Origin of the sequence: Streptomyces sp. NPDC003720, assembly GCF_042875075.1 — a bacterium.
Lineage (GTDB): Bacteria > Actinomycetota > Actinomycetes > Streptomycetales > Streptomycetaceae > Streptomyces.
This window is the reverse complement of sequence record NZ_JBIANZ010000011.1, coordinates 226,289-252,331: the sequence shown is the minus strand read 5'-3', so window position 1 is coordinate 252,331 and position 26,043 is coordinate 226,289. Positions and strand designations below refer to the sequence as shown.

The following is a 26,043-nucleotide window of genomic DNA, read 5'->3' as shown; positions in this document are numbered from 1 at the left end:
CGGGCGCCGGTACCGGCACGGCCGTCCCGGCCGTTCGTAGGACCATCGCACCGAGTCTGTGGAAAACGGGTCCCGCGCCCCGCGGACCTCGTGCGATGCTCGGGCCCGTGGAGAACAGGTCCGTCAGTCCCGTGTTCGTCGGCCGCGCCGACGAGTTGGACACCTTGAACGACGCGCTCGCCCGTGCCGCCGCGGGCGAGCCGCAGGCGCTGCTGCTCGGCGGCGAGGCGGGGGTCGGCAAGACCCGCCTCGTCGAGGAGTTCGCCGCCGTCGCCCATCGCGGGTCGGCGGTCGTCGCCGTGGGCGGCTGTGTGGAGATCGGCGCCGACGGGCTGCCCTTCGCCCCCTTCTCCAGCGCGCTGCGCGCCCTGCGCGACGCCCTGCCCGAGGAGTTCGCCGCCGCCGCGGCCGGACAGCAGGAGGAACTGGCCCGGCTGCTGCCCGAGCTGGGCGAGGCCGCCTCCAGCCGCCACGACGAGCAGGGCACGGCCCGCCTGTTCGAACTCACCGCCCGGCTGCTGGAGCGGGCCGCCGCCGAGCGCACGGTCGTGCTCGTCCTGGAGGACCTGCACTGGGCCGACGCCTCGACCCGCCACCTGCTCGCCTACCTCTTCCGCACCCTGCGCACCGGCCACCTCCTGATCCTGGCCACCTACCGGGCCGACGACGTCCACCGCCGCCACCCGCTGCGCCCCCTGCTCGCCGAACTCGACCGGCTGCGCACCGTCCGCCGCCTCGAACTCGCCCGGTTCACCCGCGAGGAGGCGGCCCGCCAGATCGCCGGCATCCTCGCCGCCGAACCCGACCCCGCCCAGGTCGACGCGATCTTCGAACGCTCCGACGGCAACGCCTTCTTCATCGAGGAGCTGGCCGTCGCCGCCTGCGAGGGCTGCTGCACCGGCCTCTCCGACTCCCTGCGCGACCTGCTCCTGGTCCGGGTGGAGAAACTGCCCGAGAGCGCCCAGCGGGTCGCCCGGATCGTCGCCGAGGGCGGCTCCACCGTGGAGTACCGGCTGATCGCCGCCGTCGCCCGGTTCACCGAGGACGACCTCATCGAGGCGCTGCGGGCCGCCGTGGGCGCCAACATCCTCACCGCCACCCCGGACGGCGACGGGTACCGCTTCCGGCACGCACTGGTCCGCGAGGCCGTCGCCGACGACCTGCTGCCCGGTGAGCGCTCCCGCCTCAACCGCCGCTACGCCGAGGCCCTGGAGGCCGACCCCTCGCTGGTGCCGGCCGGCGCCCGCGTGATGCGCCTGGCCAGCTACTGGTACCACGCCCACGACCCCGCCAAGGCCCTGCCCACCGTCCTCGAAGCCTCCGTCGTGGCCCGCCGCCGGCACGCCTACACCGAACAACTGCGGCTGCTGGAGCGGGCGATGGAGCTGTGGGACACCGTGCCCGAGGAGGTCCGCTCCGCCCTGCGCCCGGTCGACTACACCGGCGTCTACCCCCCGTGCGGCTGCGACCCGGCCACCACCCCGCTGCGCTATCTGGATCTCATGGCCGAAGCGGCGGTCGCGGGCCGCTTCGGCGGTGAACGCGAACGCGCCCTGAAGATCGTCAGGCGGGCGCTGCAACTGCTCGAGGACGATCCGGACCCGCTGCGCGCCGCCTGGTTCTGGGTCCAGCGCTCCCGCCTGGTCCAGGCGCTGGCCCGCGGCGACGGCTGGCAGGAACTGGCCACCGCGCAGGAGCTGGTACGGGGCCTGCCGCCCTCCGAGGTGCACGCCGAGGTGCTGACGGAGTCCGCCGGCTGGTCCATGCTGCACCGGCCCGGCCCCGAGGCCCTCGCGGACGCCGAACAGGCCGTCGAGTACGCGCGCATGGTGAACGCCCGCGAGATCGAGCTCAACGCCCGCCTCACCCTGGGCGGCCTCATGGTCGACGCCGGGGACATCGAGGCCGGGCTCGCGGAGATGGTCAGGGTCAAGGACGAGGCGATCGCCGAGGGCGTGTCCCAGGTGGCGGGCCGCGCCCACGTGAACCTGCCGGGCTCGCTGCAGTCCGTCGGCCGGGACCGGGACGCCGAGCCCATCCTGCGCGAGGGCATCGCCTTCACCCGCAGGTACGGGCTGCCCGACTCCCAGGCCTGGGTGTGGGGCAACCTCTCCGACGCGCTGTACTCGACGGGCCGGTGGGAGGAGGCCGCCGAGGCGGCCGGCCAGGCGATCCGCATCGGGCGCAGCGCCAAACCCCGCGGCGCGGGCGCCCTGCGCCTGGCCCACCTCGCTCTGGCCCAGGGCGACGGCGCGGAGGCCGCCCGCCAACTGGCCACCGCCCGCGCCCACTACGGCACCCGCGATCCGATGCCCCAGAACGGGCTGCCCCTGGCCCGCATCGCCGTGGGCGTCGCCGCCTGGGAGGGCCGGCTCCTCGACGCCCGCGCCGAGTTCCTGGCCGCCCTGGAAGGCGGCTTCCCGGCCGGCACCCAGCGCTATGCCTGGCCCCTGCTGCTGGCGATGGCCACCGCCGAGGCCGACGCCGCCACCCTGCCCGCCGCCGAAGCAGGCCGGGCGGACCTGCTCGGCCGGCTCTCCGAGGCGGCCCGCCGGCTCATCGCCGACGCCCCCCTGTGGTGCGCCTACGACCAGTGGACCCGCGCCGAACTGCGCCGGGCCGAGGGCCGCGACACTGACGCCACCTGGTCACCGGTGGTCACGGCGTTCGAGAGCCTGGACCGCCCCTACGACCTGGCCCGGGTGCGTCACCGTCTCGCCCAGGCGCTGCTGAACGGCGGCGGCGAGGAGCACCGGGAGCGGGCCGTGGAACTGCTCCGGCTGTCCGGGGCGGTCGCCGGCCACCTCGGGGCCCGTCCGCTCGCCGACGCGGTCGCCCGCCTCGCCCAGCGCGCCCGGCTCACCCTCGGCCACGCCCCGCGCCGGTCCCTCGTGCCCCCCGATCCGGTGGCGGCCCTCGGCCTCACCAGCCGGGAGCGGGACGTCCTGCGCCTGGTCTCCGCAGGCCGCACCAACCGCCAGATAGCCGAGGAGCTGTTCATCTCCCCGAAGACCGCGAGCGTGCACGTCTCCAACATCCTCGCCAAGCTGGGCGTCTCCGGCCGGGGCGAGGCGGCGGCGGTGGCTCACCGGCTCGGGCTCTTCCCGCCGGACGCCGAGGAGCGGCTGGTGGCGGGCTAGCGGCGGCGGACACGAGCGGCGCGCGACGGGGGGCGGCCGGTCAGCGGACCGAGACCTCCAGCACCCGGTCGTCCCCCTTCTTCGGCTTGCCCCGGCCGTCGGTGTTGCTCGTGACCAGCCAGACCTTGCCGCCGCCCGCCGGAACGACGGTGCGCAGCCGGCCGTACTCGCCGGTGAGGAACGCCTGGGGAGCGGCCGAGGCGGAGGTGCCGCGCAGCGGGACGCGCCACAGCCGCTCGCCCTTGAGTGCGGCCATCCAGATCACCCCGTCGACGTAGGCGATCCCGCTCGGGGAGGCCTCGTCGGTGTGCCACTCGGCCACCGGGTCGCGGAAGCGGGAGCCGGAGGACCGCCCCTCGGCGTCCGGCCAACCGTAGTTGCCGCCCGGCACGATCGCGTTCAGCTCGTCCCAGGTGTCCTGGCCGAACTCCGAGGCGAACAGGCGCTGCCTGGAGTCCCAGGCCAGCCCCTGGACGTTGCGGTGGCCGTACGAGTACACGGGGGAGCCGGGGAACGGGTTGCCGGGGGCCGGTTCACCCTCCGGGGTCAGGCGGAGGATCTTGCCGCCCAGCGACTTCCTGTCCTGGGCCAGGCCGCGGTCGCCGCTCTCGCCCGTGCCCGCGTACAGCATCCGGTCCGGGCCGAAGGCGATCCGGCCCCCGTTGTGGATGAACCCCTTGGGGATGCCCTTGAAGACCGTGTCCGGGGCGCCCAGTTGCTCACCGGCCGGCTTGCCCGCGTCGTACAGCATCCGGACGATGCGGTTGTCCGAGGCCGAGGTGAAGTAGGCGTAGATCATGTGGTCCGAGGCGAAGCCGGGGGAGAGGGCGATGCCGAGCAGCCCGCCCTCGCCCTCCGGCGCGACCCCGGAGACGGTGCCCACCAGGGTCTCGCGGCCCGTCTTCTCGTCGACGCGGGTGATCGTGCCGTCGTTCCGGGAGGAGACCAGCAGACCGCCGCCGGGGAGCGGGGCCAGGCCCCACGGCGTCTTCAGGCCCTCGGCGACGGTGCGCAGCACCTTCACGGAGCCCTTGGCCGGCGGCGCCGACTCGCTCGCCCGGCCGGACGGGGCGGTGGCCGTCGCCGTCCCCCTCGGCGCGGTGCTCCCGCCGCCACCGGGCAACCTCTCGCCGCCGGAGGAGCAGCCCGCCGTCATCAGGAGCGCGGTCGCGGCCAACACGGCCGTCACAACTCGGCGTTGCACGATCATGGTCCCTTCGCAGCGGCGGACGTACGACAGCTTCTCCCTCTCATACTCCGCCCGTCCCGCCCGGGTTCCCGCCCGGTGCGCACCGCATGCCGGACCGCTCAGTCCCAGGAGCCGCGCGCGGCCGGGAGCCGGGAGACCTCCGCCAGGTCCTCCGCGGTCAGGCGCAACGCGGCCGCCGCCGCGTTCTCCGCGGCCCAGCGCTCCCGCTTGGCGCCGGGCAGCGCGATCACCTGACGGCCCTGTGCCAGCACCCAGGCCAGCGCCACCTGCGCCGGGGTGACGTCCGTGCCGTGCCGGGCGGCGATGCGGCGCAGACCGGCGACGATCGGCTGGTTGGCCGCCATCATCTCGGCCGTGAAGCGGGGGTGCCGGGCGCGCACGTCGTCCGGTTCGAAGCCCTCGCCGGGCGTCAGCGTGCCGGTCAGGAAGCCGTTGCCCAGCGGCATCGCGGCCAGGAAGCCCACGCCCCGCGCCTCGCACCACGGCAGCAGCGTGTCCAGCGCCTCCGGCGACCACACCGACAGCTCCGCCTGCACCGCGCTCACCGGGAAGACCTGCTGCACCCGGTGCAGCTGACGCAGCGTGGTGTCGTGGACCCGGCCGCCCGAGCGGCGGCCGGCCCGCGCCCCCACCGCGCACAGGCCCAGCGCCCGCACCTTCCCGGCCCGCACCAGGTCGGCCATCGCGCCCCAGGTCTCCTCCACGGGGACTTCGGGATCGGCGCGGTGCAGCTGGTAGAGGTCGATCACATCCGTCTGCAGCCGCCGGAGCGATGCGTCGCAGGCCCGTTTCACATAGCCCGGGCGGCCGTTGGCCACGATGTGCTGCTCGCCAACGAGCAGCCCCGCCTTGGTCGAGACGAAGGCGTCGCGGCGCCGCTCCCTGAGCACCCGGCCCAGCAGCAGCTCGTTGGTGAACGGGCCGTACATGTCGGCCGTGTCCAGCAGGTTCGAGCCCGCGTCCAGCGCCCGGTGCACGGTTCTGAGCGACTCGTCGCCCCGCTGCCGGGAGCCGGTGTAGGCCCAGCTCATCGGCATGCACCCGAGTCCGACGGCCCCCACCGCGAGCGCACCCGCGCCGATCGTCCTGCGCTCCACCTGCTCGTGAACCTCCCTCGTCCGGTCCCCCAACCTAACGCCCCGCCTCCGTACGCCTGACATAGCCTCCTGCCATGACACAAGACGTGTGGCTTCCCATCGCGCCGGAGGAGATCGAGGGGCTTCCCCAGGGGCCCCGCTACCTGTTCTGGGACGGAGGCGACGACGGCGAATCGGAGTTTCCCGGCGATCCCGCCGACTGCGCGTTCTACGTCGTGCCGTACATGCGTCCGAGCACCGTCGGCCTGCGGCCGATGGCCCGCATGAGCACCGTCCGGGTCGTGCAGACGCTGTCGGCCGGCGTCGACCACGTGAGCCCGGGTCTGCGGCACCTGCCGCCGGGAGTCCGGCTGTGCAACGCGCGCGGGGTCCACGAGGCCAGCACGGCCGAACTGGCCCTGGCGCTCGTCCTCGCCTCCCTGCGGGGCATCCCCGACTTCGTCCGGGCGCAGGACCGGGGTGAGTGGCGCGGGGGCTTCCACCCCGCCCTCGCCGACAGGACCGCCCTGATCATCGGCTACGGCGCCATCGGCGCCGCCATCGAGGACCGGCTCGTGCCCTTCGAACTCGCGCGGGTGGCGCGCGTCGCGCGCTCAGGGCGCACAACGGCGCGCGGTCCCGTCCACGCGCTCACCGAGTTGCCCGCACTGCTTCCGAAAGCCGATGTCGTGATCCTCTCCACGCCGTTGACGGAGGCGACCAGGGGTCTGGTGAACGCGGACTTCCTGAGCCTGATGAAGGACGGGGCGCTGCTCGTCAACGTCTCCCGCGGCCCTGTCGTGGACACGAACGCGCTGCTCACCGAGGTGCAGAAGGGACGCATCACCGCCGCCCTCGACGTCACCGACCCCGAGCCGCTGCCGCCGGGGCACCCGCTGTGGACGGCGCCCGGTGTGCTCATCAGCCCGCACGTCGGCGGCCCCACCTCCGCCTTCCTGCCGCGCGCCAAACGGCTCTTGGTGGACCAGTTGCACCGATTCGTGAACCACGAGCCCCTGCGGAACGTGATCCTCACTACGGGGACCTGACACACTCCCGGCACCCTCCGCAATCTTTCGAGCGCGGAACGTGTTGACATCTTCGCTGGTCGTCACGGAGCGTAGAGAAGCTATGTCCCTGAGTGACGATCCTGGTGTATCGTCCCGACAGGGGCTGCGCCGCCGACCCGTTCGGCGCCGGGGATGGACAGATCGGACCTGTGAGGGGGGGCGACGGGCGATGCACGGCCTATGGACGAACGATCCGACGCGGCGGAGCCGCCGGCGGGGACCCTGGCGCACGACCGCGCGCAGACGCGGCCATCACACGAGCCATCACTGCCACCGCAAACCGACGGGCCGCGGCAGGCACGCGGCGCACCGGGACACCGGGGAGCCGGGAGCGGCACGCACCGGGAGGCCCCGGTGAACGCCCCGCCCGCCCTGACAGGCGCCCTCGACGGCGCGCCGCTCACCGCGCCCGCGCCGCCGGCCCCGGCGCCCGCCCGCCGGCCGTCCGCCGCCGAGGGCCCGCGGCTGGTGCCTCAGCTCGTCCTCGCCCTGGTCTGCGGGGCCTACGCGATCGGCTCCATGTTCGACTGGGGCTCGGAAAAACTCGCCCTGTTCATGGGTGACTTCGGGCTGAGCGCCGCGGCCGGCGCCGCCGCCGTCTCCTGCTTCCGCTACGCCCGCGCCCCCCGGATCCGGTTCCGGCCGGCCTGGCTGCTCTTCGCGCTCTCCTCCACCATGGCGTCCCTCGGCAACGCGGTCTGGGGGTGGTACGAGGTCGTCCTGGACCGGCCCGTGCCCAGCCCCAGCTACGCCGACCTGTTCTTCCTGTGCTTCGCGCCGCCGGCCATCGTGGGCCTGCTGGTCCTCGCCCAGCGGCCGGCGAACCGGGCCGGCTGGATCTGCCTGGCGCTGGACGCCTGGCTGATCGGCGGCTCGCTGCTCACCCTGTCCTGGAGCCTCGCGCTGGCCCAGGCCGCCCGGTTCGACGGGCCGAGCGTGGCGCACACCGCGCTGTCACTGGCGTACCCGCTGCTGGACATCGTGCTCGTGAGCATGGTGCTCGCGCTGCACTTCCGCCGCTCCCCGGGCAACCGCACGGCGGTCAACACCGCGATCGGCGCGCTCGCCCTGACGGTGATGTGCGACGCGCTGTTCACCTCGCCCCTGCTGCACAGCAGTTACCACTCCGGGCAGCTGCTGGACGCGGGCTGGTTCGCCGGTTCGCTGCTGCTCGCCTACGCCCCCTGGGCCGCACCCCACCGCACCGGGGCGCCGGACGGCGAACGGCGCGGGCCCGAAGGGCACTCCCGCGTGGTCCACGAGCACGTGCCGGGGCAGCGCGGCCCGGGCCAGCCGTACGTGCCACCGCCGCCGCCCGCGCAGGGCGGCGGCGACCACCCGCGGTACCTGCCCGGCCGGCCGATCACCGGCTCACTGGCCGCGCTCACGCCGTACCTGGCCGCCGCCGTGTGCACCCTCGGCATCCTGTACAACGTGCTCAACGGCCGACGGCCCGACCACGTCGTGCTGATCACGGCGGGCGCCGTCGTGCTGGCGCTCGTCATGCGGCAGGGCATCATGCTGCTGGACAACATCACCCTCACCCAGGAACTGGCGCAGAAGGAGAACCACTTCCGCTCCCTGGTGCAGGGCTCCAGCGACGTCATCATGATCGCCGCGCCCAACGGCATCCTGCGCTACGTCTCCCCGGCCGCCGCCGGGGTCTACGGACGGCCCGCCGAGGACCTGGTGGGCACCGAACTGGCCGCTCTGATCCACTCGGAGGACCTGGGCTGCGTGGTGCACGAGGTGCGCCGCTTCCTCGCCGCCAGCCCGCTCGACGAACCCACCACCCGCATCGAGTGCCGCTTCCGGTCGGGCGACGGAGGCTGGCTCAACGTCGAGTCCACGGTCAACCGCCACCACGGCGGTCTGATCTTCAACAGCCGCGACGTGACCGAAAGAGTGCGCCTCCAGGCCCAGTTGCAGCACAACGCCGAGCACGACCCGCTCACCGACCTGCCCAACCGCGCGCTGTTCACCCGGCGCGTCCAGCAGGCCCTCTCCGGCCGCCGCGCCACCGACCGGGGCGCCGCCCTGCGCGGCACCGCCGTGCTCTTCATCGACCTGGACGGCTTCAAGGCCGTCAACGACACGATCGGGCACCAGGCCGGGGACGAGCTGCTCGTCCAGGCCGCCCGCAGACTCCAGGACGCCGTACGGCAGGGGGACACCGCGTCCCGGCTGGGCGGCGACGAGTTCGCGGCCCTGATCGCCGGGGACGGCACCCGCGACCCGGCCGCCCGGGAGCGGAACATCCTGGAGCTCGCCGACCGCCTCAGGACCACGCTCTCCCAGCCCTACTGCATCGACGGCAACGATGTCCGGGTCAACGCCTCCATCGGCGTCGCCTTCGCCGAGCCGGGACTCGGCGCGGGCGAGCTGCTGCGCAACGCCGACCTCGCCATGTACCGCGCGAAATCCGCCGGGAAGGGCCGCGTCGAGCTGTACCGGCCGCAGATGCAGCAGGACGTCGTACGCAAGGCGGAGCTGGCCACCCGGCTGCGCGCCGCGCTGCACGACGGCGAGTTCGCGCTGCTGCACCAGCCGGTGGTCAGCCTCGGCAACGGCCGGATCACGGCGGTCTCCGCGCAGGCGCGCTGGCGCTCCTCGCAGGGGGTGCTGTTCACCCCGGCCGAGTTCCTGAGAGTGGCCGAGGACGGTGACAAGACCGCCGAGCTGGACCGCTGGATCCTGCGGGAGGCGGTGGACCGGGCCGCCGAGCGGGCCGCCGCCGGCCACGTCGTGCCGGTCGCCGTGCGGCTGAGCGCCCGGCGGCTGCTGGACCGCTCGATGCCGCTGGGCACCGTGGAGGCGCTGCTGACCCGGCACGGGCTGCCGCCCGGCGCGCTGATCCTTGAGCTGTCCGACACCGACCACCGGACCTCCCTCGAGGAGCTGGAGCGGCGGCTGACCGCGCTCAGCCGGCTCGGCGTGCGGATCGCGCTCGACGGCTTCGGCAGCGGCCACGCGGCCATCACGGCCCTGCGGCGGCTGCCCGTGGACATCCTCAAGCTGGACCGCGGCCTGGTCGAGGGGGTCGTGGAGTCGGCTCGGCTGCACAAGATCACCAGCGGGCTGCTCCGCATCGCCTGCGACCTCGGGCTCCAGTCCGTGGCCGAGGGCGTGGATCTGCCGGAGCAGGTGACCGCGCTGCGCGCGATGGGCTGCACCCACGGCCAGGGCAGCGCGTTCGCGGGTCCGCTGGACGAGTACCGGCTGCGGAGGGCGCTCGGATCCGGCCACTATCCGGTGCCGCACACCCCGGTCGAACCGGCGTTCGCCGGCGGCACGGCCGGGGTGTCCACCGGAGGGGTGTCCGCCGTCATCGGAGGTGGCAGTGCCCGTCGCTCACATAGTGAGACGCCCGTCCCACCCACTTGACACGTGGTGCGTGCCGGGGGGAGGGTCAGTGCCATGCGCACCCGAATTCTCGTACTTGGACAGCGCGTCGGCTGAGCTGGGACCCACCGGAGGACGATCCGGAATCCCCAGCGACCTCCCCGGCGCGCTCCCCTCGCTTGCCTTCCGGCACGAGGGGTTTTTTGTTGCACGAGCGCCTTTCGTGCAGCGCTTCGACTCCGCCCAAACCTCGCATAAGACCTCAGCATCGAGAAGAGAATGCCGATGACCGAGCAGGCCACCGGGGCCCATCCGCAGCCCCGGCCCCGATCCGGAGGACCTCAGTCCGCCCCCGTCGAGCACGTCACGGGTGCGCAGTCCCTCATCCGCTCCCTCGAGGAGGTCGGCGCGGACACGGTATTCGGCATTCCGGGCGGGGCGATCCTGCCCGCGTACGACCCGCTGATGGACTCCACCCGGGTCCGTCACGTCCTGGTCCGGCACGAGCAGGGCGCCGGCCACGCGGCCACCGGCTACGCGCAGGCCACCGGCAAGGTCGGCGTCTGCATGGCCACCTCGGGTCCCGGCGCGACCAACCTGGTCACCCCGATCGCCGACGCGCACATGGACTCGGTGCCGCTCGTGGCGATCACCGGCCAGGTCGCGTCCAAGGCGATCGGCACGGACGCCTTCCAGGAGGCGGACATCGTCGGCATCACCATGCCGATCACCAAGCACAACTTCCTCGTCACCAAGGCCGAGGACATCCCCCGGACCATCGCGGAGGCCTTCCACATCGCCTCCACCGGCCGCCCCGGCCCGGTCCTGGTGGACATCGCCAAGGACGCCCTCCAGGCGAAGACCACCTTCTCCTGGCCGCCGGTCACGGACCTGCCCGGCTACCGCCCGGTGACCAAGCCGCACGCCAAGCAGATCCGCGAGGCCGCCAAGCTGATCACCACGGCGAAGCGCCCCGTCCTCTACGTCGGCGGCGGCGTCCTCAAGGCGCGGGCCACCGCCGAGCTGAAGGTCCTCGCCGAACTCACCGGAGCGCCCGTCACCACCACCCTGATGGCGCTCGGCGCGTTCCCCGACAGCCACCCGCTGCACGTGGGAATGCCGGGCATGCACGGTGCGGTCACCGCCGTCACCGCGCTGCAGAAGGCCGACCTGATCGTCGCCCTCGGAGCCCGCTTCGACGACCGCGTCACCGGCAAGCTGGACAGCTTCGCCCCGTACGCCAGGATCGTCCACGCCGACATCGACCCCGCCGAGATCGGCAAGAACCGCGCCGCCGACGTGCCGATCGTCGGCGACGCCCGCGAGGTCATCGCCGACCTGGTCCAGGCCGTGCAGAAGGAGCACAGCGAGGGCAACAAGGGCGACTACACCGCCTGGTGGAGCGACCTGAGCCGCTGGCGCGACACCTACCCGCTCGGCTACGACCAGCCCGAGGACGGCTCGCTGTCCCCGCAGGCGGTCATCGAGCGGATCGGGCAGCTCGCGCCCGAGGGCACGATCTTCGCCGCGGGCGTCGGCCAGCACCAGATGTGGTCCGCGCACTTCATCCAGTACGAGCGGCCCGCCACCTGGCTGAACTCCGGCGGCGCCGGAACCATGGGGTACGCGGTCCCGGCCGCCATGGGCGCCAAGGCCGGACAGCCCGAGCACACGGTGTGGGCGATCGACGGCGACGGCTGCTTCCAGATGACCAATCAGGAGCTGACCACCTGCGCCCTGAACAACATCCCGATCAAGGTCGCCGTCATCAACAACGGCGCCCTCGGGATGGTCCGCCAGTGGCAGACCCTGTTCTACAACCAGCGGTACTCCAACACCGTCCTGCACTCCGGTCCGCAGGACGTCAACCCGGAGGCCCGCGGCACCCGCGTCCCCGACTTCGTGAAGCTGTCGGAGGCGATGGGCTGTCACGCGATCCGCTGCGAGCGCCCGGAGGACCTGGACAAGGTCATCGAGGAGGCGAACTCCATCAACGACCGCCCGGTCGTCGTCGACTTCATCGTCCACGAGGACGCGATGGTGTGGCCGATGGTCGCCGCCGGCACCTCCAACGACGAGATCATGGCCGCCCGGGACGTCCGCCCGGACTTCGGCGACAGCGAAGACGACTGAGCCGGAAGAGCGAAGAGGAAGACCAGACATGTCCAAGCACACGCTCTCCGTCCTGGTGGAGAACACGCCCGGCATCCTCGCCCGGATCGCCGCCCTCTTCTCCCGTCGCGGCTTCAACATCGACTCGCTCGCCGTGGGAGTCACCGAGCACCCCGACATCTCCCGGATCACCATCGTGGTCAGCGTCGAGGAGTTCCCGCTGGAGCAGGTCACCAAGCAGCTCAACAAGCTCGTCAACGTGCTGAAGATCGTGGAGCTGGAGCCCGGGCAGGCCGTCCAGCGCGAACTCGTCCTGGTGAAGGTCCGCGCCGACAACGAGACCCGCTCCCAGATCGTGGAGATCGTCCAGCTCTTCCGCGCCAAGACCGTGGACGTCTCCCCGGAGGCCGTGACCATCGAGGCCACCGGGTCCAGCGACAAGCTGTCCGCCATGCTCAAGATGCTGGAGCCGTTCGGCATCAAGGAGCTGGTGCAGTCCGGCACGATCGCGATCGGCCGCGGCGCCCGTTCGATCACGGACCGGTCGCTTCGCGCTCTGGACCGATCCGCGTAAGGCTGGGTACGGGCGGCCGGCCCGCACCGGCCGCCCGTATGCCGAGACCCCGAAACTTCCTTCCCCCTCACCGGCATACGGTGGGAGCAGAAACTGCACACCAAGGAGAGAACCCAAAGTGGCCGAGCTGTTCTACGACGCTGACGCCGACCTGTCCATCATCCAGGGCCGCAAGGTCGCGGTCATCGGCTACGGCAGCCAGGGCCACGCCCACGCGCTGTCGCTGCGCGACTCCGGTGTCGACGTCCGTGTCGGTCTGCACGAGGGCTCCAAGTCCAAGGCCAAGGCCGAGGAGCAGGGCCTGCGCGTGGTGACTCCCGCCGAGGCCGCCGCCGAGGCCGACGTCATCATGATCCTCGTCCCGGACCCGATCCAGGGCCAGGTCTACGAGGAGTCCATCGCCCCGAACCTGAAGGACGGCGACGCGCTGTTCTTCGGCCACGGCTTCAACATCCGCTTCGGCTTCATCAAGCCCCCGGCCGGCGTGGACGTCTGCATGGTCGCCCCGAAGGGCCCGGGCCACCTGGTCCGCCGCCAGTACGAGGAGGGCCGCGGCGTTCCCTGCATCGCCGCCGTCGAGCAGGACGCCTCCGGCAACGCCTTCGCCCTCGCCCTGTCCTACGCCAAGGGCATCGGCGGCACCCGGGCCGGCGTCATCAAGACGACCTTCACCGAGGAGACCGAGACCGACCTGTTCGGCGAGCAGGCCGTCCTCTGCGGTGGCACCGCCGCGCTGGTGAAGGCGGGCTTCGAGACCCTGACCGAGGCGGGCTACCAGCCCGAGATCGCCTACTTCGAGTGCCTGCACGAGCTGAAGCTGATCGTGGACCTCATGTACGAGGGCGGCCTGGAGAAGATGCGCTGGTCCATCTCCGAGACCGCCGAGTGGGGCGACTACGTCACCGGCCCGCGCATCATCACCGACGCCACCAAGGCCGAGATGAAGAAGGTCCTCGCCGAGATCCAGGACGGCTCCTTCGCCAAGAACTGGATGGACGAGTACCACGGCGGTCTGAAGAAGTACAACGAGTACAAGCAGCAGGACTCCGAGCACCTGCTGGAGACCACCGGCAAGCAGCTCCGCAAGCTGATGAGCTGGGTGAACGAGGAGGCGTAAGCCCCACGTCAGGGGGTCGGGGCACACTGCTCCGGCCCCCTTTGTCCACCCCGTCCAGCCACGGACGGGTGATCCTTCCGCAGAGGCGCAAGACGGCCTCCGGCACGCCACTAGACTGCTGCACAACATACGCGTCAGGCCCACAGCGTCGTGCGTCTTCCGCGGCTAGCCCCCCTCCACCGCCAGCGGCCGTCGGGACGGCCGTCCGCATTGGACTTGTGAGGACTCACGTGAGCTCGAAACCCGTCGTACTCATCGCTGAAGAGCTGTCGCCCGCCACCGTCGACGCGCTTGGCCCGGACTTCGAGATCCGGCACTGCAACGGCGCGGACCGCGCCGAGCTGCTCCCCGCCATCGCCGACGTCGACGCGATCCTGATCCGGTCCGCCACCAAGGTCGACGCGGAGGCCGTCGCCGCCGCGAAGCAGCTCAAGGTCGTCGCGCGAGCCGGCGTCGGCCTGGACAACGTCGACGTCTCCGCCTCCACCAAGGCCGGCGTGATGGTCGTCAACGCCCCGACCTCCAACATCGTGACCGCCGCCGAGCTGGCCTGCGGCCTGCTCCTCGCCACCGCCCGCAACATCCCGCAGGCCAACGCCGCGCTGAAGAACGGCGAGTGGAAGCGCAGCAAGTACACCGGTGTCGAGCTGGCCGAGAAGACCCTCGGCGTCGTGGGCCTGGGCCGCATCGGCGCCCTCGTCGCCCAGCGCATGTCCGCCTTCGGCATGAAGGTCGTCGCCTACGACCCCTACGTGCAGCCCGCGCGGGCCGCGCAGATGGGCGTCAAGGTGCTGTCCCTCGACGAGCTGCTCGAGGTCTCCGACTTCATCACCGTCCACCTGCCGAAGACCCCCGAGACCCTCGGCCTCATCGGCGACGAGGCGCTGCGCAAGGTCAAGCCCAGCGTGCGCATCGTCAACGCGGCCCGCGGCGGCATCGTCGACGAGGCGGCGCTGTACGCGGCGCTCAAGGAGGGCCGGGTGGCCGGCGCCGGCCTCGACGTGTACGCGAAGGAGCCCTGCACGGACTCCCCGCTGTTCGAGCTGGACCAGGTCGTCTGCACCCCGCACCTCGGCGCGTCCACGGACGAGGCCCAGGAGAAGGCCGGCATCGCCGTCGCGAGGTCGGTGCGCCTGGCGCTCGCAGGCGAGCTGGTGCCGGACGCGGTGAACGTCCAGGGCGGCGTCATCGCCGAGGACGTCAAGCCGGGTCTGCCGCTCGCCGAGCGCCTGGGCCGCATCTTCACCGCCCTCGCGGGCGAGGTCGCGGTCCGCCTCGACGTCGAGGTGTACGGCGAGATCACCCAGCACGACGTGAAGGTGCTGGAGCTGTCCGCGCTCAAGGGCGTCTTCGAGGACGTCGTCGACGAGACGGTGTCGTACGTCAACGCCCCGCTGTTCGCGCAGGAGCGCGGTGTCGAGGTGCGCCTGACCACCAGCTCCGAGTCCGCCGAGCACCGCAACGTGGTGACCGTGCGCGGCACGCTGGCGGGCGGCGAGGAGGTGTCGGTCTCCGGCACGCTGGCCGGCCCGAAGCACCTGCAGAAGATCGTGGCGGTCGGCGACTACGACGTCGACCTCGCCCTCGCCGACCACATGGTCGTCCTGCGCTACGAGGACCGTCCGGGTGTCGTCGGCACCGTCGGCCGCATCCTCGGCGAGGCCGGCCTCAACATCGCCGGCATGCAGGTCGCCCGCGCGGCGGCGGGCGGCGAGGCGCTGGCCGTCCTGACCGTCGACGACACGGTGGCCGCCGGTGTGCTGGCCGAGGTCGCCGAGGAGATCGGGGCCACGTCGGCCCGCTCGGTGAACCTGGTCTGACCGGACCGCGACCGGGAAGCGCCGGACGGGTCGTGGACCCGTCCGGCGCTTCTTCGTGTCCGCCCCGCGCCTCAGGCCGCGGTCTCCATCTCGGCCGGGTCCGCCTGCGCGCGCCGCGTCCCGGTCCCGCGCAGCGTCACCGCGGCCGCCACGGCCGCGAGCACCAGCACCGCCGCCCCCGCGATCGCCGCCCCGTGCATCCCGGTGGTGAACGCCTCCCGGGCCGCGACCGCCAGGGCGTCACCCGTGCGCCCCGGCAGCCGGCCGGCGACCGCGAGCGCGCCGCCCAGGGTCTCGTGCGCCTCGGCCGGGGCCGCGGCCGGCATCTCGTGTCGGTAGAGCGCCGTGCCGATGGAGCCGAGGACCGCCATGCCCAGCGCGCCGCCGAACTCCTGGCCGGTCTCCAGCAGCGCCGATGCCGCGCCGGCCCGCTCCACCGGAGCCGTGCCCATCGCCAGGTCCGTCATCTGGGACATCACCATGACGATGCCGGACGCCAGCACGCCGCACGCGGCGAGGACGAGCCAGAGCGAGTCCGTGCCGGTCAGGGCCAGCATCCCGTAGCCGGCCGCCGCGACGGCGAAGCCGGCGGTGACCACGTGGGCGCGGTCGACGCCCCGCTGGACCAGGGCGGTCGCGGCGGGGGCCGCCAGGCCGATCGGCACCGACGGCAGCAGCGACCACAGGGCCGCCTCCATCGCGCTCTTGTCCAGCACCGACTGCAGGTACTGCGTGGTGAAGAACGCCGAACCCATCATCGCCAGCGCGGAGACGAGGTTCAGGACGACGGCGGGGGCGAAGCCGCGGCCCCGGAAGAGGGCCGGGGGGATCATCGGGGAGGCGGCGGTGCGCTGCCGGTGCACGAACAGCGCCGCGAACAGCAGGCCGACGGTGACCGGGACGACGTAGCGCGGGTGCCAGCCCTCGGACGGGATCTCCTTGAGGCCGTAGACCACCGGGAGCACCGCGGCCATCGACAGCGGCACGCTCAGCAGGTCGAAGCGCCCGGGCTCCGGGTTCCTCGACTCGGGCAGCAGCACCGGGCCGAGGAGCAGCAGCAGCGCCATAGCGGGCAGGTTGACCAGGAAGACCGAGCCCCACCAGAAGTACTGCACCAGGACGCCGCTGAGCACCGAACCGAGCGCGATGCCGCCGGTCATGACGCCCGACCAGATCCCAATAGCCTTCGCCCGCTCAGCGGGGTGGGTGAACATCGTGCGCAGCAGCGCCATGGTCGACGGCATCAGGGTCGCGCCGCCGACACCGAGCACGGCGCGGGCCGCGATCAGGGTCTCCGCGCTGTTCGCGTAGGCCGCCACCAGGGACGCGGCGCCGAAGGCGGCGGCGCCGGCCAGCAGCAGCCGGCGCCGGCCGACGCGGTCGCCCAGCGAGCCCATCGTCATCAGCAGGCCGGCTAGGACGAAGGCGTAGATGTCGAAGATCCACAGCTGCTGGGTGCCGCTCGGCCGCAGGTCCGCGCTGATCGCCGGGATGGCGAAGTACAGGACGGAGACGTCCATCGAGACCAGCAGCAGCGGCAGCATCAGCACGCACAGCGCGGTCCATTCGCGGCGGCCGGCCCGGCCGCCGGGGGAGTCGGTGCTCGTCGAGTTCGTCATGACGGTGACTGTACGGACGTCTTAAACGCTTGTCTAGAACGATTGTATAAGTCAGTTGTCTAGGACGGCCGTATGGATCCGGCGCTAGGCTTGCCCGCATGGGACACCGTGAGGATCTGCTGGAAGGCGCCAAGAGCTGCCTGCTGGAGAAGGGCTTCGCGCGCACCACGGCGCGCGACATCGTCAAGGCGTCGGGGACCAACCTGGCCTCGATCGGCTACCACTACGGCTCGAAGGACGCCCTGCTGGCCAAGGCGTACGTCGCGCTGGTGGAGGGGCTGTCCGGCGCGTTCGACGGAGGGGGCGCGGTGGAGCCGGAGGGCGCGCCCGGCTCCCTGGAGCGCTTCCGGTGGGTGTGGTCGAACATCGTCGCCACCATGCGCGAGCCCGGCTCGATGTGGCGGCTCAGCATGGAGATCGTGGTCATGGGCGACCAGTTGCCCGAGGTGCGCGACCATCTGGCGCTCGCCCAGCGGGAGGCCGGCCGCGGTCTCATCCCGATGCTCATGGGCGGCCGCGAGGAGGACGTGCCGGACGAGACGGCGGACACCCTCGGCCGGTTCTATCTGACCCTGATGACCGGGCTCATCGCCCAGTGGACCTTCGACCCGAAGACCGCGCCCGACGGGGACGCGCTGACCGAGGGCCTGCGCCTGATCGTGGCGGCCGCGAGCCGCTGACCCCCGGCCCGGTCCGCGCTGACCCCGGCGCGGTCCGCCGGTCAGCTCAGCCGCGCCCGCTTCAGCGCCATGTGCAGCAGCAGCCGGTCCTCGCCGTCGTCCAGGTCGAGGCCGGTGAGCTGCTCGACGCGGGAGAGGCGGTAGTAGAGGGTCTGCCGGTGGACGCCCAGCTCGGCCGCCGTGCGGCCGGCCTGCCCCGCGCAGTCGAGGTAGACCTCGGCGGTGCGGGCCAGCTCCCGGTGGGCCGGGGCCAGCAGCGGGCCGACCGCTGGGTCGTGGGCGGTCTGCGGCGGCAGCGCGGTCAGCAGCCGGTACGGCCCGACCCGGCCCCACTCGGCGACCGGCCCGAACCGCGGCTCGGCCAGCGCCGCCCGCGCCGCGGCGGACGCCTCCTGCCAGACGTCGCCCAGCTCGGCGAGCCCGACACGGGGCTCGCCGACCCCGGCGGCCGCGGCATCCCTGGTCCGCCGCGCGCCGCGCGTCCCCGCGGACTCCTTCAGCACCCGGGACGCCGCCGTCAGGGCCGGGGCCGCCACGTCCGCCGAACGGAGCCGCACCAGCACCGCAAGGCTCTGCTCCGCGGCCCCCCACGGGACCGTGCACAACGCCGTGGCGTGCGGGACGGTGCGGACGGACGGCGCGTCGTCCGGGTCGGCCGACGGCCAGGGGGCGACGCAGACCAGCGTGTGCGGACCGTCCGCGCGCGTCCCGAGGGCGGTGCGCAGTTCGGCCACCGCCATGTCCTGCTGCCAGCCGCGTTCCGCGGTCAGCACCGCCCGCAGCTCCCGGCCCAGACCCGCTCCGGCCCGCTGCTCGTCCGCGAGCAGGGCGCCGATCCGGCCCGTCACCTGCATGGCGGCGGCCAGTTGCGCCTCCGACGGGCCCGGGTCGTCGTCCAGCAGCCAGACGTAGCCGAGGACCACACCGCGATGGCGCACCGGCAGGCAGATGCGGCCGCGGTACACGCCGGCCTCCGGGGTCGGCGGGATGCGCACCGGTCCGGTCGCGCGGGTGATGCCGAAGCCCTCGAACCACTCCCGCACCGCCGCGGTGGAGCGCCGGGTCAGGATCGAGCGGGTGCGCACCGGGTCCAGGGCCGACGGGTCCAGGTCGCCCTCGCTGTCGTACGCACCGAAGGCGATCAGCTCGAAGTCCCGGTTCTCCAAGGTCGCCGGGACCCCCAGCAGCTCCGAGATCTCGTCCACCAGCTCCTGGTAGTCAGCCTTGTAGTCCGACGTCACCCCCGCATTCTCCCGCATCCTCCCGCGCTCTTCATACATCTGTCTGAGATCGCGGCCACGGATGCGTGACAGCTGTCGATGGCCGACGATCGGAGAAATCCATAGGTTTCACGGTGGTTCTCCGTGCCGCACCCGAATCGTCGGGCCCGGCCCGTCTTCGGTGTTTCTGTAGTGGAGGTGCCCCGTGCTGGGTCCCGTGATTCTCGCCGCGTCGCGCAGCGACCGGATGCGACGCCTGATCTCGGCGGCCCCCGTGACCAAGCAGGTCGTGGACCGCTTCATCCCCGGCGAGAGCGTGGCCGACATCGTCCCGATCATCCGGGACCTGACGGCCAAGGGCCTTGAGCTGACGATGGACGTCGTCGGCGAGGACATCACCACCCCCGAGCAGGCCTCCGCCGCCCGGGACGCCTACCTGGAGCTGGTCGCACGGCTCGAGGAGCTGGAGCTCGGCGACAAGGTCGAGATGTCCGTCAAGCTGTCCATGTTCGGACAGGCCCTCCCGTCGCCCGCCACCGCCCTGACCGATGGGCCCTCCGGGCCCGCCCCCGCATTCCAGGGCGGCCACGAGCTCGCCCTCGCCAACGTCCGCCCGGTCGTCGAGGCCGCCGCGGCCATCGGCACCACCGTCACGCTCGACGCCGAGGACCACACCACCCTGGACTCGATGTTCGCCATCCACGAGGAGCTGCGGAAGGACTTCCCGCAGACCGGCTGCGTCATCCAGGCCTACCTCTTCCGCACCGAGGCCGACGCCCGCCGCCTCGCGGAGGCCGGCAGCCGGGTGCGCCTGGTGAAGGGCGCTTACAAGGAGCCCGCCGAGGTCGCCCACCAGCAGAAGCACGAGATCGACAAGGCGTACGTGCGTATCCTGAAGACGCTGATGGAGGGCGAGGGCTACCCGATGATCGGGTCCCACGACCCGCGCCTGATCTCCATAGCCCAGGAGCTGGCCCACCAGGCCGGCCGCAAGCTGGACGAGTACGAGTTCCAGATGCTGTACGGCATCCGCGGCGACGAGCACCTGCGGCTGGCCGCCGAGGGCCACCGCATGCGCGTCTACACCGCCTACGGCACCGACTGGTACGGCTACTTCATGCGCCGTCTCGCGGAGAAGCCGGCGAACCTGCGCTTCTTCCTGCGCAGCATGGTCAGCAAGGGCTGAGCCCGAACACCCGCTCACGCACAAGGAGTCAAGGAACCCATGGACGCTGTGACCCAGGTCCCCACCCCGGTCAACGAGCCGGTGCACGGCTACGCCCCCGGCTCGCCCGAGCGCTCCCGCCTGGAGGTCAAGCTCAAGGAGCTGGCCGAGAACCCGATCGAGCTGCCGATGACCATCGGCGGCGAGAAGCGCCTCGGCGGCGGTGAGCCCTTCCAGGTCGTCCAGCCGCACAACCACAAGGCCGTCATCGGCACCGGCCGGCACGCCACCCAGCAGGACGCCCGGGACGCCGTCGACGCCGCCCTCGCCGCCGCCCCGGCCTGGCGCGCCATGTCCTTCGACGACCGCGCCGCGATCATCCTGCGCGCCGCCGAGCTGCTGTCCGGCCCCTGGCGCGAGACCATCGCCGCCTCCACCATGCTCGGCCAGTCCAAGACCGCCCAGCAGGCCGAGATCGACAGCCCCTGCGAGCTCGTCGACTTCTGGCGCTTCAACGTCCACTACGCCCGCCAGATCCTCGCCGAGCAGCCCCCGGCGAACTCCCCGGGCGTCTGGAACCGCATGGACCACCGCCCGCTGGAGGGCTTCGTCTACGCGATCACGCCGTTCAACTTCAGTGCCATCGCCGCGAACCTGCCCACCGCCCCCGCGCTCATGGGCAACGTCGTGGTGTGGAAGCCGTCCCCGACGCAGACCCACGCCGCCGTGCTGCTCATGCAGCTCCTGGAGGAGGCGGGCCTGCCCAAGGGCGTCATCAACCTCGTCACCGGCGACGGCATCGAGGTCTCCAAGGTCGCCCTGGAGCACCGGGACCTCGCGGGCATCCACTTCACCGGTTCGACCAAGACCTTCCAGTACCTGTGGAAGACGGTCGGCAACAACATCGAGAAGTACCGCTCCTACCCGCGTCTGGTCGGCGAGACCGGCGGCAAGGACTTCGTGGTCGCCCACCCGAGCGCCGACCGCGCGATCCTGAAGACCGCCCTGACCCGCGGCGCCTTCGAGTACCAGGGCCAGAAGTGCTCGGCGACCTCCCGCGCCTACATCCCGGCGTCCATCTGGAACTCCGGTTTCAAGGAGGAGTTCGCGGCCGAGGTCGACGGCCTCGCCATGGGTGACGTCACCGACCTGTCGAACTTCATCGGCGCCGTCATCGACGAGCGGTCCTTCGCCAAGAACAAGGCCGCCATCGACCGCGCCAAGGCGGACGAGACCTGCACGATCGTCGCGGGCGGCACCTACGACGACTCGGTCGGCTACTTCGTCCGCCCGACCGTCGTCGAGTGCACCGACCCGGAGAACGAGGTCTTCACCACCGAGTACTTCGGCCCGTTCCTCGCCGTGTACGTCTACGAGGACGACCGGTACGACGAGATGCTGACCCAGATGGAGTCGGTCTCCGACTACGCCCTCACCGGCTCGGTCATCGCCAACGACCGCGCCGCGGCGGCGTACACCATGGAGAAGCTCCGCTTCGCCGCGGGCAACTTCTACATCAACGACAAGTCGACCGGCGCCGTGGTCGGCCAGCAGCCCTTCGGCGGCGGCCGCGCCTCCGGCACCAACGACAAGGCGGGCGCCCCGCAGAACCTGATGCGCTGGACCCTGACCCGCGCCATCAAGGAGACCCTGGTCCCGCCGACCGACTACTCCTACCCGCACATGGGCTGACCTCCGCCCGCCCCGTGAACTCGGGCCGGGAAGCCTGACCCCCGAGCAGGCTTCCCGGCCCGTTGCCAATTCCGGCCCTGCCACAATGCGTTCATGACGGTGACGGCGGACGACGGGGTGCGGCTGTGGGCGGAGCGGTCGGGCGGCGCCGGTGACCCGCTGGTGCTGTGCCACGGCGGGCCGGGCCTGTGGGACATGTTCGGCGACCTCGCCGCACTGCTCGCGGACGTCACCCCGGTGGTCCGCTGGGACCAGCGCGGCTGCGGCCGCTCGGAGCGCTGCGACGGCCCCTGGACCAGCGCCCGGTTCGTCGCCGACCTCGACGCCGTACGGCGGCACTTCGGCCTGGAGCGGATGGCGCTGCTCGGCCACTCCTGGGGCGCCCAGCTCGGCCTGAGCTACGCGCTGGCGCACCCGGACCGGGTGAGCGCGCTGGTGTACGTCTCGGGCACCGGCATCGGCCCGGACGCCGACTGGCGCCCCGGGTACAAGGAGAACTTCCTCGCCCGCCTCGCCGACCACCCCGAACGCCTCGCCCGCTGGCGGGAGCTGTCCGGCGTCGCCGAGCGCACGCCGGACGCGGAGCGGGAGCGGGCCGTGCTGCACTGGTCCGTGGAGTTCGAGGACCGGGACCGGGCCCTGGAGCCGGCCGGGCGCATGGCCGAGCCGTGGTTCGGCGTCAACTCCGAGTGCGCCGGCGCCCTCAACGCGGAACGCGAGCGCACCTGGGGGACCCCCGCGCTGCACGCCGCCTGCCGGGACCTCGGGGTGCCGGTGCTGATCGTCGACGGCGCCCATGACATCCGCCCCCGGAGCGCCGTCGACTCCCTCGCCGTCTCGCTGCCGCACGTCCGCCGGGTCACCCTTCCGCGGGCGGGGCACATGCCGTGGGTGGACGATCCCGAGGGCTTCCGCGAACTGCTCAGCCGGTGGGCAGGTGACGGCCGAGGAAGTCCCGCATGAGCGCGGCGATCGTGTCCGCGTGCGTCTCCAGGGCGAAGTGCCCGGCGGGCAGCAGGTGCACCTCGGCCTCCGGCAGGTCCCGCTGGAAGGCGAGCGCGCCGGCCGGCACGAAGATCTCGTCGTGTCCGCCCCAGACCGCGAGCAGCGGGACCCGGCTGGTCCGGAAGTAGTCGTGGAAGGCCGGGTAGAGGGCGAAGTTGGCGCCGTAGTCGGAGATCAGGTCGAGCTGGATCTCCGACTGGCCGGGGCGGCCCAGCAGCGCCGCGTCGTGCTCGTAGGCGTCCGGGCTGACCAGTGAGGGGTCCGGAACGCCGTGCAGGTACTGCCACTTGACGCCCTCGGGGGAGTAGATCTCGCGTACCGGTGCCTCCGTCCGGGGCGTCCGCTTCTCGATCAGGGCGAGCACGGGCGCCCAGGCCTCCTCGCCGAGCCCCTCTTCGTAGGCGTTGCCGTTCTGCGTGACGATCGCGGTCACCCGGTCGGGGTGCGCGAGGGCCAGGCGCAGGCCGATCGGGGCGCCGTAGTCCTGGATGTAGAGGGCGTACCGCTCCAGCCCGAGCCGCTGAGTGAACTCGTCGGTGACGGCGGCGAGTTCGGCGAAGGTGTACGAGAACTCCGCCGGACCGGGCGCCGCCGACCGGCCGAAGCCGATGTGGTCGGGGGCGATCACCCGGTACCGGTCCGCGAGCAGCGGGATCAGGTCGCGGAACATGTGCGAGCTGCTCGGGAAGCCGTGCAGGAGCAGCAGCACCGGGGCGTCGGAGGGGCCCGCCTCGCGGTAGTACACCTCGAGACCGCGGACGGTGACGGTGCGGTGGTGGACCCGGTGAGTGGACATGGGTGCAGTCCAGCACGCGTCTGTCTAACCTGTCAAGAATAATTTGACGGTTAGGTCGAACCGGCGGGGGCGATACTGGGGTCATGACGCCTCGCCTGCGCACCGCCCACACCTCCGCCTTGACGCCCGCCGAACTCCGCTGCGTGCGGGCCCTGTTGGACGAGGCCTTCGACGGCGACTTCAGCGACGAGGACTGGGACCACGGACTCGGCGGCATGCACGCCCTCGTCCACGACGGCGCCGGGCTCGCCGCGCACGGCTCGGTCGTGATGCGGCGGACGCTGCACCGCGGCCACTGGCTGCGCACCGGATACGTGGAGGCCGTCGCCGTGCGCGCCGACGTGCGCCGGACCGGGCTGGGCGGGCGGGTGATGTCGGCCCTGGAGCACGTCGTCGACCGGGCCTACGACCTCGGCGCGCTCTGCGCGAGCGAGGACGGCGCCCCGCTGTACACGGCCCGGGGCTGGCGGCGGTGGGGCGGGCGCGTGTGCGCCCTCTCGCCCTCCGGCGTCGTCCGCCTGCCCGAGGAGGAGGGGAACGTCCTCCTCCGGCCCGTCCGCACCGGGCGGCCGCTCGACCCCGGGCACGACCTGGTCTTCGACTGGCGGGACGGCGACGTCGTCTGATCCCGCCCTCGCAGGATCGCTCGGAGCCTCCGTCCGCCGCGCCCTCCCCTCGGACAAGGCGCAGGTCGTGGCCGTGTGACGGGATCCGCCGTCTCAGATAGTAGGAAGTCCGAGTAATTGTGCAGACAGGCGCGGCGGGCTCGCTTAGTTTTGTAGGAGTCGAACGTCTCGCTCGATCCAGCGAGCGGCGGTCGTGAGCCGGGCCCCGTGCAGGCAACCCCTGCGGCACCGCTCCCCGCCCTCAGGGGCCCCCGCCCGTGCCCATCAGGCAGTGGGGGAGTCTCGCAACCCCCTTGCCGTACTCCGGTTTCCCGAAGGAGTCGATTCACCATGGCCGAGACGACCAGCCGCCGCCGAGTCCGCCACGTTTCCCGCTCGACCGAGTCCGAGCGCAAGAACGCCGCCGCCGCACTCCAGCGCGCCCTCGACCGCCGGGACAACGGCGGCGAGACCGGCCACTGAGCCGCCACCGATCCGGGAGCCGCATCCCCTCCGCGGCGCGGCCCCGCCGTCGCGCCGCGCCGCTGGAGGCGGCCGGCGGCTCTCATGTCCGCATCGCGGACAGGGCATGTCATCCTCTGGGACGAGGAGTAGGGTGCCGACATGTCTCGCAGCATCAATCTCGCAGTGATCCCCGGTGACGGCATCGGCCAGGAGGTCGTGGCCGAGGGTCTGAAGGTCCTCTCCGCCGTCCTGCCGCAGGATGTGAAGCTGGAGACCAAGGAGTACGACTTCGGCGCCAAGCGCTACCACGCCACCGGTGAGACCCTCACCGACGCCGACCTCGACGCCCTCAAGCAGCACGACGCCATCCTGCTCGGCGCCATCGGCGACCCGTCGGTCCCCTCCGGCGTCCTGGAGCGCGGCTTCCTGCTCAAGCTCCGCTTCGCCTTCGACCACCACGTCAACCTGCGCCCGTCGAAGCTGCTGCCCGGCGTCTCCACCCCGCTGGCCGGCCAGCCGGAGATCGACTTCGTGGTCGTCCGCGAGGGCACCGAGGGCCCCTACACGGGCAACGGCGGCACCATCCGCAAGGGCACCGAGCACGAGGTCGCCACCGAGGTCTCCGTCAACACGGCCTACGGTGTCGAGCGCGTGGTCCGCGACGCCTTCGCCCGCGCCCAGGCCCGCCCGCGCAAGAAGCTCACGCTGGTCCACAAGAACAACGTGCTGACCTTCGCCGGGCACCTGTGGACGAACGTCTTCAACAAGGTGGCCGCGGAGTACCCCGAGGTCACCACCGACTACATCCACGTGGACGCGGCGACCATCTACCTGGTCACCGACCCCGCCCGCTTCGACGTGATCGTCACCGACAACCTCTTCGGCGACATCATCACCGACCTCGCCGCGGCCGTCTCCGGCGGCATCGGCGTGGCCGCCTCGGGCAACATCAACCCCGGCCGCGAGTTCCCGTCCATGTTCGAGCCGGTCCACGGCTCGGCCCCGGACATCGCGGGCCAGGGCAAGGCCGACCCCAGCGCCACGGTCCTCTCCGTCGCGCTGCTGCTGCGCCACCTCGGCCACGACGCCGAGGCCGACCGCATCGACGCCGCGGTCGCCGCCGACCTCACCGAGCGGGTGGGCAAGCCCGCCCGCAGCACCTCCGAGATCGGCGACGCCCTCGCCGTACGCGTAGCCGGCTGACCCGCCGCGCCACGCTCAAGCCGTCGGGTCGCACACGCACCCGGCGGCTTCTTTTGTGCCTCGCCGGGTGCCACCATCAACCACTGGGCCGCTCTCACCCCGATTCCGTCCGCCGTGGTCCGCGCGCGATAA

The 26,043-nt window shown here is 72.4% G+C and carries 19 protein-coding genes; 14 read left to right on the top strand and 5 right to left on the bottom strand.

What is annotated here, in order from left to right; genetic code table 11:
* Positions 1-95 precede the first annotated feature (95 nt).
* Positions 96-3,140, top strand: coding sequence for an AAA family ATPase (locus ACFYU0_RS29260; RefSeq protein ID WP_351664481.1), 3,045 nt, complete (start codon positions 96-98; stop codon positions 3,138-3,140).
* A gap of 40 nt (positions 3,141-3,180) precedes the next feature.
* On the opposite strand, the gene ACFYU0_RS29255 is transcribed toward ACFYU0_RS29260, so the two are convergent.
* Positions 3,181-4,350: a PQQ-dependent sugar dehydrogenase gene (locus ACFYU0_RS29255; protein WP_389305020.1), complete on the bottom strand. Its 1,170-nt coding sequence runs from the start codon at positions 4,348-4,350 to the stop codon at positions 3,181-3,183.
* A gap of 98 nt (positions 4,351-4,448) precedes the next feature.
* Positions 4,449-5,447 (bottom strand): aldo/keto reductase, encoded by a 999-nt coding sequence (locus ACFYU0_RS29250; protein ID WP_389305018.1) that lies wholly within the window; start codon positions 5,445-5,447, stop codon positions 4,449-4,451.
* 74 nt (positions 5,448-5,521) lie between these two features.
* Here ACFYU0_RS29250 and ACFYU0_RS29245 point away from each other — a divergent pair, with 74 nt between their 5' ends.
* From ACFYU0_RS29245 to serA, 6 genes are all read left to right on the top strand, one after another.
* Positions 5,522-6,475: a 2-hydroxyacid dehydrogenase gene (locus ACFYU0_RS29245; protein WP_351664476.1), complete on the top strand. Its 954-nt coding sequence runs from the start codon at positions 5,522-5,524 to the stop codon at positions 6,473-6,475.
* Positions 6,476-6,850: 375 nt separating this feature from the next.
* Complete coding sequence (locus ACFYU0_RS29240) at positions 6,851-9,880, top strand: putative bifunctional diguanylate cyclase/phosphodiesterase (RefSeq protein WP_389305016.1); 3,030 nt, start codon at positions 6,851-6,853, stop codon at positions 9,878-9,880.
* Between the two features lie 243 nt (positions 9,881-10,123).
* Positions 10,124-11,971, top strand: a complete 1,848-nt coding sequence (locus tag ACFYU0_RS29235; protein ID WP_351664473.1) for an acetolactate synthase large subunit — start codon at positions 10,124-10,126, stop codon at positions 11,969-11,971.
* 28 nt (positions 11,972-11,999) lie between these two features.
* Positions 12,000-12,524 (top strand): acetolactate synthase small subunit, encoded by a 525-nt coding sequence (gene ilvN / locus ACFYU0_RS29230; RefSeq protein ID WP_030216544.1) that lies wholly within the window; start codon positions 12,000-12,002, stop codon positions 12,522-12,524.
* A 118-nt stretch (positions 12,525-12,642) separates the two neighbouring features.
* Complete coding sequence (gene ilvC / locus ACFYU0_RS29225; RefSeq protein WP_351664471.1) at positions 12,643-13,641, top strand: ketol-acid reductoisomerase; 999 nt, start codon at positions 12,643-12,645, stop codon at positions 13,639-13,641.
* A 230-nt stretch (positions 13,642-13,871) separates the two neighbouring features.
* Entirely contained in the window at positions 13,872-15,461 is a 1,590-nt protein-coding gene (serA, locus tag ACFYU0_RS29220) for a phosphoglycerate dehydrogenase (protein ID WP_351664469.1), read from the top strand.
* Positions 15,462-15,532: 71 nt separating this feature from the next.
* Here serA and ACFYU0_RS29215 read toward each other — a convergent pair whose 3' ends face one another.
* Positions 15,533-17,080 carry an MFS transporter gene (locus ACFYU0_RS29215; protein ID WP_389305012.1) on the bottom strand — a complete coding sequence of 516 codons (1,548 nt, stop codon included), beginning with the start codon at positions 17,078-17,080 and terminating at the stop codon, positions 15,533-15,535.
* Positions 17,081-17,178: 98 nt separating this feature from the next.
* Here ACFYU0_RS29215 and ACFYU0_RS29210 point away from each other — a divergent pair, with 98 nt between their 5' ends.
* The gene (locus ACFYU0_RS29210) at positions 17,179-17,760 is read left to right on the top strand and encodes a TetR/AcrR family transcriptional regulator (RefSeq protein WP_351664465.1); all 582 of its coding nucleotides are present in this window, start codon (positions 17,179-17,181) and stop codon (positions 17,758-17,760) included.
* 41 nt (positions 17,761-17,801) lie between these two features.
* On the opposite strand, the gene ACFYU0_RS29205 is transcribed toward ACFYU0_RS29210, so the two are convergent.
* Positions 17,802-19,019, bottom strand: a complete 1,218-nt coding sequence (locus ACFYU0_RS29205; protein WP_351664463.1) for a helix-turn-helix domain-containing protein — start codon at positions 19,017-19,019, stop codon at positions 17,802-17,804.
* Between the two features lie 166 nt (positions 19,020-19,185).
* On the opposite strand from ACFYU0_RS29205, the gene ACFYU0_RS29200 reads away from it, so the two are divergent.
* The 3 genes from ACFYU0_RS29200 (at position 19,186) to ACFYU0_RS29190 (ending at position 22,800) form a co-directional block, all read left to right on the top strand.
* A complete protein-coding gene (locus ACFYU0_RS29200) occupies positions 19,186-20,166 on the top strand; it encodes a proline dehydrogenase family protein (protein ID WP_351664461.1) in 981 nt (326 codons plus the stop codon).
* 39 nt (positions 20,167-20,205) lie between these two features.
* A complete protein-coding gene (gene pruA, locus ACFYU0_RS29195) occupies positions 20,206-21,837 on the top strand; it encodes an L-glutamate gamma-semialdehyde dehydrogenase (RefSeq protein ID WP_351664459.1) in 1,632 nt (543 codons plus the stop codon).
* A 93-nt stretch (positions 21,838-21,930) separates the two neighbouring features.
* The gene (locus ACFYU0_RS29190) at positions 21,931-22,800 is read left to right on the top strand and encodes an alpha/beta fold hydrolase (RefSeq protein ID WP_389305008.1); all 870 of its coding nucleotides are present in this window, start codon (positions 21,931-21,933) and stop codon (positions 22,798-22,800) included.
* Here ACFYU0_RS29190 and ACFYU0_RS29185 read toward each other — a convergent pair.
* Complete coding sequence (locus tag ACFYU0_RS29185; RefSeq protein ID WP_389305006.1) at positions 22,760-23,638, bottom strand: alpha/beta fold hydrolase; 879 nt, start codon at positions 23,636-23,638, stop codon at positions 22,760-22,762. The genes ACFYU0_RS29190 and ACFYU0_RS29185 overlap by 41 nt on opposite strands.
* Before the next feature lie 83 nt (positions 23,639-23,721).
* Here ACFYU0_RS29185 and ACFYU0_RS29180 point away from each other — a divergent pair, with 83 nt between their 5' ends.
* The 3 genes from ACFYU0_RS29180 to ACFYU0_RS29170 all read left to right on the top strand — a co-directional run bounded on the left by ACFYU0_RS29180 (position 23,722) and on the right by ACFYU0_RS29170 (position 25,911).
* On the top strand, positions 23,722-24,264 hold the full coding sequence (locus ACFYU0_RS29180) for a GNAT family N-acetyltransferase (protein WP_351664453.1): 543 nt from the start codon (positions 23,722-23,724) through the stop codon (positions 24,262-24,264).
* 330 nt (positions 24,265-24,594) lie between these two features.
* Positions 24,595-24,726 carry a hypothetical protein gene (locus ACFYU0_RS29175; protein ID WP_351664451.1) on the top strand — a complete coding sequence of 44 codons (132 nt, stop codon included), beginning with the start codon at positions 24,595-24,597 and terminating at the stop codon, positions 24,724-24,726.
* 141 nt (positions 24,727-24,867) lie between these two features.
* On the top strand, positions 24,868-25,911 hold the full coding sequence (locus ACFYU0_RS29170; RefSeq protein WP_389305003.1) for a 3-isopropylmalate dehydrogenase: 1,044 nt from the start codon (positions 24,868-24,870) through the stop codon (positions 25,909-25,911).
* Positions 25,912-26,043: the final 132 nt, after the last annotated feature.

What these genes read in the sequence shown, in the direction of transcription:
- ACFYU0_RS29260 (WP_351664481.1), top strand. Translation starts at nt 96, where the DNA reads ATGCTCGGGCCCGTGGAGAACAGGTCCGTCAGTCCCGTGTTCGTCGGC.
- ACFYU0_RS29255 (WP_389305020.1), bottom strand. Translation starts at nt 4,350, where the DNA reads ATGATCGTGCAACGCCGAGTTGTGACGGCCGTGTTGGCCGCGACCGCG.
- ACFYU0_RS29245 (WP_351664476.1), top strand. Translation starts at nt 5,522, where the DNA reads ATGACACAAGACGTGTGGCTTCCCATCGCGCCGGAGGAGATCGAGGGG.
- ACFYU0_RS29235 (WP_351664473.1), top strand. Translation starts at nt 10,124, where the DNA reads ATGACCGAGCAGGCCACCGGGGCCCATCCGCAGCCCCGGCCCCGATCC.
- ilvN (WP_030216544.1), top strand. Translation starts at nt 12,000, where the DNA reads ATGTCCAAGCACACGCTCTCCGTCCTGGTGGAGAACACGCCCGGCATC.
- ACFYU0_RS29215 (WP_389305012.1), bottom strand. Translation starts at nt 17,080, where the DNA reads ATGACGAACTCGACGAGCACCGACTCCCCCGGCGGCCGGGCCGGCCGC.
- ACFYU0_RS29210 (WP_351664465.1), top strand. Translation starts at nt 17,179, where the DNA reads ATGGGACACCGTGAGGATCTGCTGGAAGGCGCCAAGAGCTGCCTGCTG.
- ACFYU0_RS29205 (WP_351664463.1), bottom strand. Translation starts at nt 19,019, where the DNA reads ATGCGGGAGAATGCGGGGGTGACGTCGGACTACAAGGCTGACTACCAG.
- pruA (WP_351664459.1), top strand. Translation starts at nt 20,206, where the DNA reads ATGGACGCTGTGACCCAGGTCCCCACCCCGGTCAACGAGCCGGTGCAC.
- ACFYU0_RS29190 (WP_389305008.1), top strand. Translation starts at nt 21,931, where the DNA reads ATGACGGTGACGGCGGACGACGGGGTGCGGCTGTGGGCGGAGCGGTCG.
- ACFYU0_RS29185 (WP_389305006.1), bottom strand. Translation starts at nt 23,638, where the DNA reads ATGTCCACTCACCGGGTCCACCACCGCACCGTCACCGTCCGCGGTCTC.
- ACFYU0_RS29180 (WP_351664453.1), top strand. Translation starts at nt 23,722, where the DNA reads ATGACGCCTCGCCTGCGCACCGCCCACACCTCCGCCTTGACGCCCGCC.
- ACFYU0_RS29175 (WP_351664451.1), top strand. Translation starts at nt 24,595, where the DNA reads ATGGCCGAGACGACCAGCCGCCGCCGAGTCCGCCACGTTTCCCGCTCG.
- ACFYU0_RS29170 (WP_389305003.1), top strand. Translation starts at nt 24,868, where the DNA reads ATGTCTCGCAGCATCAATCTCGCAGTGATCCCCGGTGACGGCATCGGC.